The organism is Photobacterium sp. GB-50, from assembly GCF_003026755.1.
GTDB lineage: Bacteria > Pseudomonadota > Gammaproteobacteria > Enterobacterales > Vibrionaceae > Photobacterium.
This window is the reverse complement of the sequence record NZ_PYNX01000028.1, coordinates 22,576-34,589: the sequence shown is the minus strand read 5'-3', so window position 1 is coordinate 34,589 and position 12,014 is coordinate 22,576. Positions and strand designations below refer to the sequence as shown.

Below are 12,014 nucleotides of genomic sequence, written 5' to 3'. Positions count from 1 at the left end.
TTTTAGTTGTGATAACTATCACTTAAATGAATTTTTTATTCTATATGATGCCTCTCAACAAAACCTCCAAGTGAAGAGAGCAGATAATGAAAATTGATCTAACAACCTTAGTGACAGAAAGCCGAAATAAAGATAGTGAAAACATCGATATGCTATCAACGGTTGAGATGTTGAAAGTTATCAATCAAGAAGACAAGAAAGTGGCACTTGCAGTAGAAGCTATTATTCCTGAAATTGCCAAGGTTGTTGATCTTATCGCTAATGCTTTCCAATCTGGTGGACGTTTGATTTATACCGGTGCGGGTACATCAGGTCGATTAGGTATTTTGGATGCCAGTGAATGTCCTCCTACATACGGTTCTAATCCCGATTTGGTGGTTGGTTTAATTGCTGGTGGTCATACAGCGATTTTAAAGGCGGTTGAAAATGCAGAAGATAATGTTGAATTAGGTGCAAGTGACTTACAACAGATTGGTTTTAATGAAAAAGATGTGCTTGTTGGCATTGCTGCAAGCGGACGTACGCCGTATGTCTTAGGTGCAATGAATTACGCAAAAAGTATCGGTGCAACCGTTGCTACCTTAAGTTGCAATGCGAATAGTCCAATGACGCAGATCGCAGATATTTCATTAACCCCCATTGTTGGGCCTGAAGTGGTAACGGGCTCTTCAAGAATGAAAGCCGGTACTGCACAGAAATTAGTACTAAATATGTTAACCACAGGGGCAATGATCCGTACTGGGAAAGTCTTTGGAAACTTAATGGTTGATGTTGAAGCAACCAACGCCAAACTTATCCAACGTCAAAAAAATATTGTAGTTGAAGCGACAGGGTGCAGTGAATTACAAGCAGCGGAGGCACTTGCGCAGTGTAATAACCATTGTAAAACCGCAATCCTTATGATTTTACTTGATATTGATGCTGAGTTGGCGACTGCAAAACTCGGTAAGCATCATGGCTTTATTCGTCATGCACTTTTAGACCAAAAATAATAAAACAATCGGTTATATCGAGGATCATAAGATGGCCAAAGTAACTGCTTCAATGATGCAAGAGATACTCACTGCAATCGGCGGTAACGAAAACGTTATTAAATGCGGTAATTGCATGACGCGATTACGTCTTACACTGCGAGATGACAGCTTAGCTGATCGTGACTCAATCAAACGTATTGCAGGCGTGATGGGGTTAGTTGAAAGTGACGATCAATTTCAGATTGTGTTAGGACCGGGCAAAGCACAAACTGCAGCTGAAATGATGAATAGTATGCTTGAGAACGAACAAGGTGAGGAGAAAACTTCTCCAAAACCACATTCCGACCTAAAAGATGTGGCTTCTGCACATAAACAGCAATTAAAGAAAAAACAAACCAGTGCAGCACAACGCTTTCTAAGCAAGTTTGCAACTATATTTACGCCTTTAATCCCCGGTTTCATTGCTGCAGGTTTATTACTCGGTATCGCGACCTTGCTGGAACAACTTTTTGTTATAGGGCAGGCCTCGCCTAATGCGCATTTACTTGATTTAATTGCGTATATGAAAGTTTTCAGTAAAGGTTTATTTAGCTTCTTAAGTATCCTTATTGGCTACAATGCGCAGCAAGCGTTTGGTGGTTCAGGGGTAAACGGTGCGATTTTAGCGTCACTGTTTGTACTTGGTTATAACCCAGATGCAACGTCTGGCATTTTCTCTGGAATGAACGACTTTTTCGGCAATGGTATCGATCCACGAGGCAATATTATAGGGGTTCTGATTGCTGCCATTATTGGTGCAGGCGTTGAGAAAAAAGTCCGCCAATATATTCCAGATAATTTAGATATGATTTTAACTTCTATGATCACCTTGTTGATTATGGGCGCTGTTACCTTTGTGATTATCATGCCAATTGGTGGTGAGCTATTTAAGGGTATGTCATGGTTATTTATCAACTTAAATGGTAATCCATTCGGTAGTGCGATCTTAGCCGGTTTATTCTTAATTTCAGTGATGTTTGGTATCCACCAAGGTTTTGTTCCGGTTTACTTTGCTCTTATGGACGCTCAAGGCTTTAACTCACTTTTCCCTATTTTAGCCATGGCGGGAGCAGGGCAAGTTGGTGCAGCACTGGCTTTATATGCAAAAGCGAAAAAAGAATCTTTGTTACGTCTGCAGGTAAAAGGGGCGATCATTCCGGGATTATTAGGTATCGGTGAGCCGCTTATCTATGGTGTGACATTACCGCGGGTTAAACCTTTTGTTACAGCATGTGTGGGGGGCTCTGCTGGTGGTTTCTTTATTGGGTTAGTATCGTATCTGGGATTACCGATTGGTTTAAATACAGTATTCGGTCCATCTGGTATTGTTGCTTTACCGTTAATGACCTCAAGTTCTGGTATCTTTGCTGGTATGGCTATTTTTACCATTGGTTTGCTGATCGCTTATATCGTAGGCTTTGTAGCAACATGGTTCTTTGGTACGAAAAATGTCGATTTAAGTTAATACTAAATCGTTATTGAGCCGTTGTTGAGAAAATGAAAATTTAATTCATAACGGATGTATTAATAAAAAGCGGAGCAAAAGGCTCCGCTTTGTCGTTTGTTACTCCAGAGAACGATATAGTTTGAAATAATAATATTATTGAGATATTTCTTTTAACTTATCGATAATGGGTTTTGACGTAATCATCATTGGCTGTGAATTCTCGAATCCCATTTTATTTTCTTTAACTGTGATTCTGGCTTTTGCCGCGATGAAGGCCATTATAAATGAAGCATTTTGTGCAAGCTGTTCTTTAAAGAAAGCTTCACCAAAATAGGTAAATTCAGAGGTGTTGGTACAACCAAATGATGGTTGGCTTGGATTGCTCGCGGTAATAACTAAAGTATGTAAATCTGCAATTTCATTAGCGAATTGTCCTGAGAAACACGATGAAACCACGACAACTTTCCACTTTATTTTTGACTCAACGAGGGACTTTTTAAGATCTTTAGGTGTTATTAACTCTTTGTGATGCGGCCAAAATTTAGAGTGTAAGCCTTTTTCAAAAGAACCATGTCCTGTCAGAAAAAGAAAAACAATATCTTCATTTTTGTCGATAGTGTTACCAATATTTTTTAATACATTATCAAGATTCGATAGTGTAGCCATCGGAGCTTCATTGATAGTTGATGAGTGATTAATCAATGTGACTGAGCGTCCTTTGGTATCAAATTTGTTATCAAATAACTGTTGTGCATATTTAACTTCTTTACTAAATACGTTCTGACTAGAGTCTGCCGCAAAACCTACAAAATATAAGTCTGTTTTATTTGGGCGTTGTGGTAACAATTTTGAAGTTTGCTGTTCAACTAAAGATGGTTGAGCTAGCAGAAGTTCCTTCGACGCACAGCCTGAAAGAATTGCGAAAGAAAGTGCGATAAGTATTAATTTAGGAACAGAAGTAATGGGCTGAATGGTTGCATTTAACATGTTCTTTATTGATCTTTTTAGTCATTGATAGTTCTTTATACAAAACTGAAGACTTAAATTAGAGCAATAAATACAGTTTATCGAGTGGCTTCACAACCTCATTTGTAATTTATTTATTTACATTGTAAGTATAAAAACTTTGTTAATTAAGGAGCTGAAAGAGTAGGTTTCACGATTATATTTTCTGTAAATAATGAATAAAAAAAGCCGCCATAGTTAGGTAGGGAACTATGGCGACAAAATGGTAATACCTAGGTAGTTAGTCGGATATTACCAATGTAGTAGCTATTTATTAAATCTTATTAGTAAAGGTACGGCTAATTACATCTTGTTGTTGTTCACGAGTCAGTGAGTTGAAACGCACTGCGTAACCAGAAACACGAATTGTTAGCTGTGGGTATTTCTCTGGGTGCTCAACAGCATCTAATAACATGTCACGGTTTAATACGTTCACGTTTAGGTGTTGACCACCTTCGATGCCATCTGTTGCGCCTGCTGCTTCGTGGTGGAAGTAACCATCCATTAGTGCTGCAAGGTTTTGTTTCTGTGTTTCTTCATCTTTACCTAATGCATTTGGCACGATAGAGAAGGTGTATGAGATACCGTCTTTCGCGTAAGCAAATGGGAGTTTAGATACAGATGTTAGTGATGCAACCGCACCGTTTTCATCACGACCGTGCATTGGGTTTGCACCTGGGCCAAATGGCATACCAGCACGACGACCACAAGGGGTATTACCTGTTTTCTTACCGTACACAACGTTTGATGTGATGGTTAAGATTGATTGTGTTGGAATTGCTTCACGGTACATGTGCATCTTCTGAATTTTCTTCATGAAGCGCTCAACAAGGTCGCAAGCGATATCATCAACACGTGGATCGTTGTTACCGAATTTAGGGTAGTCACCTTCGATGTTAAAATCGATTGCTACGCCATCTTCGTCACGTACTGGTGTTACTTTCGCAAATTTAATTGCTGATAATGAATCAGCAACAACAGAAAGACCTGCAATACCACATGCCATAGTACGGCGTACATCGCGATCCATTAATGCCATTAGTGATGCTTCGTAGCTGTAACGGTCGTGAGAGTAGTGGATGATGTTCAGTGCTGTCACGTATTGTGTTGCTAACCAATCTAACATTGAATCAAAGCGTGGCATTAGTGAATCAAAGTCTAATACTTCGTCTTCGATTTTCGCTACTTGTGGGCCAACTTGTGCTTTAGATTTTTCATCAATACCGCCGTTAATGGTGTATAGCAGACCTTTTGCAAGGTTAGCGCGTGCACCAAAGAACTGCATGTGTTTACCAACAACCTGTGGGCTTACACAACATGCGATTGCGTAGTCATCGTTGTTGAAATCAGGACGCATTAGATCATCGTTTTCGTATTGAACAGATGATGTTTCAATCGATACTTTCGCTGCGTACTTTTTAAAGGCAATAGGGAGTTGCTCAGACCAAAGAATAGTCATGTTTGGCTCTGGTGCAGGACCCATTGTGTGTAGTGTGTGTAGGTAACGGAATGTGCTCTTTGTTACTAAAGTACGACCGTCAACACCCATACCAGCCATTGCTTCTGTTGCCCAGATTGGGTCGCCAGAGAACAATGAATCGTACTCAGGTGTACGTAAGAAACGAACCATACGTAGCTTCATGATGAAGTGGTCGATCATCTCTTGCGCTTCTTGCTCGTTGATCAAGCCGTTTTGAATATCACGCTCGATAAATACATCAAGGAATGTTGATGTACGACCTAGTGACATTGCTGCGCCGTTTTGAGATTTAACCGCTGCTAGGTAGCCAAAGTAAGTGAACTGAATCGCTTCTTGTGCTGTGCGAGCAGGAGCAGACATATCGATGCCGTATTTCAAGCCCATTTGACGGATGTCTTCTAGTGCTTGAACTTGATCTGCTAACTCTTCACGTAGGCGAAGTGTTTTTTCTAGATCATGGCCTTGCTCTAGGAATGCTTGAGTTGACTTGTATTGTTCTTGCTTGTCAGCTTTTAGAAAATCAATACCGTATAGCGCTAGACGACGGTAGTCACCAATGATACGACCGCGACCGTAAGCATCTGGAAGACCTGTGATAATACCAGATTTACGACATGCTAGAATTTCTTTAGTGTATAGGTCGAAACATGCTTTGTTGTGTGTTTTACGGTAGTCAGTGAAGATTTTCTCTACACTTTCATCAAGCTTGCGACCGTATACTTCACATGAGTTTTTCACCATGCGAATACCACCGTTAGCGATGATTGAACGCTTAAGTGGTTTATCAGTTTGTAGACCTACGATTTTTTCTAGATCTTTGTTGATGTAGCCTGCATCGTGAGAAGTAATTGTTGATGGTAAATCAGTATCGAAATCAACCGGCGCGTGAGTGCGGCTTTCTTCTTTAATACCTTCTAGAACGGTATTCCATAGTGATGTTGTTGTTTCTGTAACATCAGCTAGGAAAGACTCATCCCCTTCATAAGGCGTGTAGTTAGTTTGGATGAAGTCACGAGTGTTAACTTCTTGCTGCCAGTTGCCCGCGCTAAAACCTTTCCACGCTTCTAACATTTCTGTAGTAGGGATTGTCATAATGTTTACCTCAATAGGTGATATATGCGAATGCGTTATGATGAAACTGACTCACCATAAACTTAAAATCTGATGTGTGTTGAGCACGATCGGCTGATTTAATTCACTGCTTTGGAAGCCTATTTTTTATTATTCAACAGTCGTCATTTCGCTGTCTTAACTGCTTCTTGGCTTGAGATAAATACTATGATTTATAAGGGTATGAGTAAAATGAATGGTTTTCATTTTTCAAATGCATTTAATGCATACATATGAATAATAAATGATGCATAAATAGATATATGTATTAATAAACAATGTGTTATACGTTTTTTTGTATCAATATGATGTTAGAAGCGTTTTGTTGTGTTTACGAACTTTAATTCAAAAAAAGTTTAGACTTATTACATCTTTCTATAATTAGGCCCTGATCCGCTTTCTGGTGGCGTCCAAGAAATGTTCTGAGAAGGATCTTTTATATCGCAGGCTTTGCATTGCAAACAGTTACTTGCATTGATTTGAAATTTCACTTGGTTATTTTCTTCAATAACTTCATAAACACCTGCAGGGCAGTAACGTTGGCTAGGTTCATCAAACGCTTTTAGATGTTGGCTTATTGGGATTTGAGCATCTTGTAATTGAAGATGACAAGGTTGATCGTCAGGATGGCTAATAGAAGCAAGATAGAGTGAAGAGGTTTTATCAAAGCTTAATTGGTTATCAGGTTTGGGGTAACTTATCTTGTTTGTTTTTGATATAGGCAGTAGGCAAGTATGATCTGGCACATTGTTATTAAGCTGCCATTTTGCACGACCACTAAATAGACTTTGCTCTAAATAGGTTGCAATAGCGCCACTCAGTTGACCGAATTTATGGATATTTGCAGTGGTATTTCTCGCTTGATGAAGTTCATCATACAGCCAGCTACTTTCAAAAAGAGCGTTATAGCAAGGCTCGGTATGGGAATGATCACGAATTAACTCACTGTATACCGCGCTTGCCGCTAACATGCCGGATTTCATCGCGGTGTGGCAGCCTTTTAATTTGTTCATATTCAGGGTACCAGCATCACAGCCTATTAATACACCGCCTTGGAATGACTGTTTGGGTAGGGAGGCTAAACCCCCTTTGGTAATCGCTCTTGCACCGTATTCAATTCGTTTTCCGTTTTGAAGAACTTGCGCAAATAGAGGGTGATGCTTTAGCCGTTGAAATTCATCAAACGGGCTAAGGTAAGGGTTACGGTAGTTTAAGTCGGTAATAAGCCCTACTGCGATATGGTTATCACCAAGGTGGTACATAAAAGCGCCACCCGTTGAACTTGATTCGCTTAGTGGCCACCCCAAACTATGGATCACTCTGCCTTGTTGATGCTGTTGCTTGGGAACCTGCCAAATTTCTTTTATCCCTAATGCGTAATGTTGCGGTTGTTTGTGCTTATCGAGCTTAAGTTGTTTTATTAGCGCTTTTCCTAAATGTCCTCGACTACCTTCGGCAAAAATAGTGTAACGCGCATTAATCAGCATACTGGGTTGATAGTTTTCTTTTTTGTGACCTTGTTTGTCTAATCCCATTGCTTTGGTTGTAATCCCCTTTACGGTGCTCATGTAAATGGGTAAATCGGCATTATCGCTTGTTACGCTGTCACTCCTTTGGTGTTCAAACTGTATTTTGTCAGCGCAAAAGCCTGGGTAGATTTCGACACCCAATAGCTCGGCTTGTTTTGCTAGCCAACGGCATAACTCACTTAAGCTAACAATGTAATGGTCGTGATTTTCAAACACTTTTGGACGTAATAAAGGTGGGATTGAAAATACTGATTGTGAGTTGGTTAACCAATAAAACTCATCATGTTTTACTTTGGTACGGACTGGGCAATCAGTATCTTGCCAGTTTGGTAATAATTCGTTGAGTGCGTGGGGATCAAATAAGGCGCCAGATAAAATATGTCCGCCGATTTCGGCACTTTTTTCTATTACAGCAATAGAGAATGGTCGCTGATGCTCTTTGGCTAATTGCGCAAGTTGGATAGCACTAGCAAGACCGGCAGGTCCTGCGCCGACGATTAAAACATCAAAAGAGATACTGTCTTGAGCACTTTCTTCCTCTGCCATAGATGACTCCTTTATTGCTTCATTTAACTATAGTCCAGTTGACGTAAACGTAAATTCAACTAGGCTCAAAGAAACAAAGGCATTCCAGTATTAGCCGTTAAATCAACGACTTCTTATTAGAGGTATGTGATATGGCAGAATCTACAATCCGTATATTAGTGGCGATTAAGCGCGTGATTGATCCTTATGTAGCGATCCGTGTTAAGGATGATAATAGTGATATTGACGATCATAATGTGAAGAAAACCATTAATCCTTTTTGTGCAATCGCACTTGAACAAGCCGTACAGTTTAAAGAACAAGGAATAGCGTCAGAGGTCGTTGTTGTTTGTATTGGGGATGATAGTTGCAATGAATCATTAAGGACGGCACTCGCACTAGGGGCCGATAGCGCTATTCATATCAATACTAATCAAACTGAAAGTGACGATGTAATAAATATCACCCCGCTAAAAATAGCAATGCTGTTATCTGTATTAACTATACAGAACAAGAGTGATGTGGTGTTAATGGGGAAACAGTCTATTGATGGCGATAACAATCAAACACCTCAAATGCTGGCGGGAATATTAGATTGCCCACAAGCGACTTATGCTTCAGAGATTAACTATGACAACCCTTCGATATTAGATGAGCTTATTGTGACTCGTGAAGTCGATGGTGGTCTTGAAACTTTGGCGGTTAAAGTTCCTTGTGTGATTAGCTGTGATTTACGACTTAATACACCCAGATTTGCATCACTTCCAAATATTATGAAAGCGAAAGCTAAACCATTAACGAGCATTTCGTTGCAAGAGTTTATTGAAAAAAATAGCGTGCAGTACCCATCGCTTGAAAATCTGATAAAGACAACGTCTCAAACAATACTTCACTATAACGCGCCAAAACCACGGACAGCTGGGGTTATGGTCGACAATGTTGATGCACTTATTGATAAGTTAAGTCATGAAGTAAAGGTGATCTAATGAAGACAGCAAACATTTTGATTATCGCAGAGCATGATCATCAGAATATCTCGTTAGCTACACGTAAAGTTGTTACTGCGGCAGCTTCATTACAGCGTTTTAGCAAGGGGTTAAGTATCCATATTGTCGTGGTTGGTTTTCAATGTGAATGTGTTGCACAGCAGGCAGCAGAGTTAGCCGATATTGATAAAGTGTTATTGGTGGATGATGTTTGTTATCAGCATGGTTTGGCAGAAAACGTCTCTAAGGTCATTAAGGATATTGCATCAAACTATAGTCATATTTTTATGAGCAGTAGCACATCAGGTAAAGATCTATTGCCGCGAGTATCTGCGATGTTGTGTATAGAGCAATTATCCGATGTGATGGCATTTACTGGTTTAGATGCAGTCGTTCGTCCTATTTATGCCGGTAACGTAACGGTTGAGGTTAAGTCTTGTGAGGCTGTTATGGTGGCAACAATTCGCAGTGCTAGTTTCGAGCCTTGTGGGTTATCGGAGCAACCCGCCGAGCAAGAATTGCTAAAGATAAGTCATTCATTAACCCGTACCCGATTTGTCAGTATGCAAACGAGTAACCATGAGCGACCAGATCTTACTACAGCACGTGTTGTGGTCGCAGGTGGGCGAGGTGTTGCAAGTAAAGATGGATTTTTATTGATTGAGCAATTAGCAGATACCTTAGACGGTGCGGTTGGTGCTTCTCGCGCAGCCGTGGATGCTGGATTCGTACCTAACGATTACCAAGTAGGGCAAACCGGGAAAATTATTGCTCCAGAACTTTATATTGCCGTTGGGATCTCGGGTGCAGTTCAACATATTGCTGGGATAAAAGATGCAAAAGTGATTGTGGCTATTAATAATGATCCTGATGCAAGTATATTTTCTTATGCCGATTACGGTTTAGTGGGAGATTTATTCGATTTAGTCCCTGAGCTTTCATCCAAATGTAAATAGGGTGCGTTGAGAATAATTTTTCACATTTTATCTTAAAAGGGATGAGTATGTTTCTTAACCAATACAAGTTATAGAAACTGCTCCTTGTTTAAAAAGCACTCTAAATGATGGCATTTTTGTTATATTTGTAACTTAAATGAAATATTTATAGGTATTCACTAATTATTACTTCCTTTTTAGTTTAAAAGACTAGTAATTTATGGTTAAGTGGTTCATTAATCTACTGTTAAAGTTAAATATTATTTTTCATTATCGTTGTTGTATTTTTATTCTATTTTAAAATCATAGGCTTATTAAAAAACAAATCTTATAGCAATTTAGTGCTAATTTGATATGTGAATAGTTATTCCTTATAAGTAATGCCAGTATTCATTTACTGAATGAAAAACGAATTAAAAGGAATAATTATGAGAAGAGACTCTAGCACATTACTAGGACACCCTAAGGGGCTGTTCTTATTGTTTGGTACTGAACTATGGGAGCGATTTTGCTTTTATGGCATGCGCGCCATTCTTGTCCTTTATTTAACTTCAAAAACAATGGACGGTGGTTTTGGCTGGACAGCAAAAGATGCGCTAAGTCTTTACGCGACTTATACCGGACTTGTCTATCTTACTCCTCTCATCGGTGGCTGGATTGCCGATAACTTTTTAGGACAACGCCGTTGCGTCATGATAGGTGGTGTGGCAATGGCTGCTGCACAATTTGTTCTTGCATTACCTAACTCGGTTGTTGGGGATTCTGCATTGCATGTTTTTTATGCTGGCCTAACGTTGATGATCATCGGTAATGGTTTATTTAAAGCCAATATCTCAACTATGGTTGGTGATCTTTATGATGAAGGTGATAACCGTCGTGATGGTGCATTTACCATTTTCTATATGGGTATCAATTTAGGTTCGCTACTTGCTGGTATTATTGCAGGTACAGCTGTAACAATCTGGGGTTATAAAGCAGGCTTTGCAACTGCTGGTATCGGTATCTGTATTGGTTTAACGCTTCAAATGTTATTTGCACGTCGTTATTTGGGTGATATTGGTATTGAGGCTGCCGCTAAACGTGATGCAGCTAAAAACAAATCAGGTAAAAAAGAGCCATTAACAAAAGTTGAACGTGATCGCTTAAAAGTTATTATGGTCATGGGTCTGTTCGTTATTGTCTTTTGGGCTGGCTTTGAACAAGCCGGTGGATTGATGAACATTTACACCCAACAGTATACAGATCGTATTATTGGCAGCTTTACTGTACCAACAGAGTGGTTCCAATCACTTAACCCGTTCTTCATTATTACTTTAGCGCCTGTTATTGCTTCATTATGGGTAAAAATGGGCTCGAAGGAGCCAAGCTCACCAATTAAATTTGCGGCAGCATTGTTCTTCCTTGCAATTGGCTTTTTATTCATGGTGGGAGCAGCGTTAGAACAAGGTGGCGATTTAACGGTTAAAACATCAATGCTATGGCTTGTAGGTGCGTATTTCTTCCATACACTGGGTGAGCTATGCCTATCACCAATCGGTTTATCGATGGTAACGAAACTTGCACCATTACGCTTATGTTCACTGCTAATGGGGGTGTGGTTCTCGTTTAACGCATTAGCAAACTATGCGGCGGGTATTATTGGCTCACATATTGGCGATGCCGGTGCACTATCTATCTTTGGCGGTATCGCAATTGCTGCAACACTATCAGGTCTTATTCTTATCATGTTCTCTGGTAAGTTAGTTGACTGGATGCACGGTGCAGAAGGCCAACCAACAACGGCAATGAAAGAAGCGGAAGCTAAACTTGCAGAAGCAAATTAAAATTTAAACGATTCATCTCTTCGTTTAGCCCATAGTTAGGAATAGCTATGGGCTTTTTTGTTATAATTTGAAAAGTAACTGTTAGATATTCGAAAATTAATATGGCAGGTATTAGATAAATGATATCGACAAAGGCTTTAATCTTTTAGATGCTAAATAAT

General features: G+C 39.7%; 8 protein-coding genes. 5 read left to right on the top strand and 3 right to left on the bottom strand.

Features of this window, described 5'->3' with window-relative positions:
• The first annotated feature begins 86 nt into the window (after nt 1-86).
• Nucleotides 87-992 carry an N-acetylmuramic acid 6-phosphate etherase gene (gene murQ, locus C9J41_RS20370; RefSeq protein ID WP_107207225.1) on the top strand — a complete coding sequence of 302 codons (906 nt, stop codon included), beginning with the start codon at nt 87-89 and terminating at the stop codon, nt 990-992.
• Between the two features lie 31 nt (nt 993-1,023).
• A complete protein-coding gene (gene murP, locus C9J41_RS20365) occupies nt 1,024-2,478 on the top strand; it encodes a PTS N-acetylmuramic acid transporter subunit IIBC (RefSeq protein WP_107294949.1) in 1,455 nt (484 codons plus the stop codon).
• Nucleotides 2,479-2,613: 135 nt separating this feature from the next.
• Here murP and C9J41_RS20360 read toward each other — a convergent pair whose 3' ends face one another.
• From C9J41_RS20360 to C9J41_RS20350, 3 genes are all read right to left on the bottom strand, one after another.
• Nucleotides 2,614-3,447, bottom strand: coding sequence for a C13 family peptidase (locus tag C9J41_RS20360; RefSeq protein ID WP_107247179.1), 834 nt, complete (start codon nt 3,445-3,447; stop codon nt 2,614-2,616).
• A 292-nt stretch (nt 3,448-3,739) separates the two neighbouring features.
• Nucleotides 3,740-6,037 carry a formate C-acetyltransferase gene (gene pflB / locus C9J41_RS20355; protein WP_107291097.1) on the bottom strand — a complete coding sequence of 766 codons (2,298 nt, stop codon included), beginning with the start codon at nt 6,035-6,037 and terminating at the stop codon, nt 3,740-3,742.
• Between the two features lie 383 nt (nt 6,038-6,420).
• The gene (locus tag C9J41_RS20350) at nt 6,421-8,130 is read right to left on the bottom strand and encodes an electron transfer flavoprotein-ubiquinone oxidoreductase (RefSeq protein WP_107207220.1); all 1,710 of its coding nucleotides are present in this window, start codon (nt 8,128-8,130) and stop codon (nt 6,421-6,423) included.
• A 131-nt stretch (nt 8,131-8,261) separates the two neighbouring features.
• Between C9J41_RS20350 and C9J41_RS20345 the strand changes: the two genes are divergently transcribed.
• From C9J41_RS20345 to C9J41_RS20335, 3 genes are all read left to right on the top strand, one after another.
• Entirely contained in the window at nt 8,262-9,095 is an 834-nt protein-coding gene (locus C9J41_RS20345) for an electron transfer flavoprotein subunit beta/FixA family protein (protein WP_107294948.1), read from the top strand.
• The gene (locus C9J41_RS20340) at nt 9,095-10,051 is read left to right on the top strand and encodes an electron transfer flavoprotein subunit alpha/FixB family protein (RefSeq protein WP_107294947.1); all 957 of its coding nucleotides are present in this window, start codon (nt 9,095-9,097) and stop codon (nt 10,049-10,051) included. Before C9J41_RS20345 ends, C9J41_RS20340 begins: the two co-directional genes overlap by 1 nt.
• A 407-nt stretch (nt 10,052-10,458) precedes the next feature.
• Nucleotides 10,459-11,853: a peptide MFS transporter gene (locus tag C9J41_RS20335; RefSeq protein ID WP_107207217.1), complete on the top strand. Its 1,395-nt coding sequence runs from the start codon at nt 10,459-10,461 to the stop codon at nt 11,851-11,853.
• Nucleotides 11,854-12,014: the final 161 nt, after the last annotated feature.

Excerpts from the sequence above, each read along its gene's own strand:
- murQ (WP_107207225.1), top strand. The coding sequence starts at position 87 with ATGAAAATTGATCTAACAACCTTAGTGACAGAAAGCCGAAATAAAGAT.
- murP (WP_107294949.1), top strand. The coding sequence starts at position 1,024 with ATGGCCAAAGTAACTGCTTCAATGATGCAAGAGATACTCACTGCAATC.
- C9J41_RS20360 (WP_107247179.1), bottom strand. The coding sequence starts at position 3,447 with ATGTTAAATGCAACCATTCAGCCCATTACTTCTGTTCCTAAATTAATA.
- pflB (WP_107291097.1), bottom strand. The coding sequence starts at position 6,037 with ATGACAATCCCTACTACAGAAATGTTAGAAGCGTGGAAAGGTTTTAGC.
- C9J41_RS20350 (WP_107207220.1), bottom strand. The coding sequence starts at position 8,130 with ATGGCAGAGGAAGAAAGTGCTCAAGACAGTATCTCTTTTGATGTTTTA.
- C9J41_RS20345 (WP_107294948.1), top strand. The coding sequence starts at position 8,262 with ATGGCAGAATCTACAATCCGTATATTAGTGGCGATTAAGCGCGTGATT.
- C9J41_RS20340 (WP_107294947.1), top strand. The coding sequence starts at position 9,095 with ATGAAGACAGCAAACATTTTGATTATCGCAGAGCATGATCATCAGAAT.
- C9J41_RS20335 (WP_107207217.1), top strand. The coding sequence starts at position 10,459 with ATGAGAAGAGACTCTAGCACATTACTAGGACACCCTAAGGGGCTGTTC.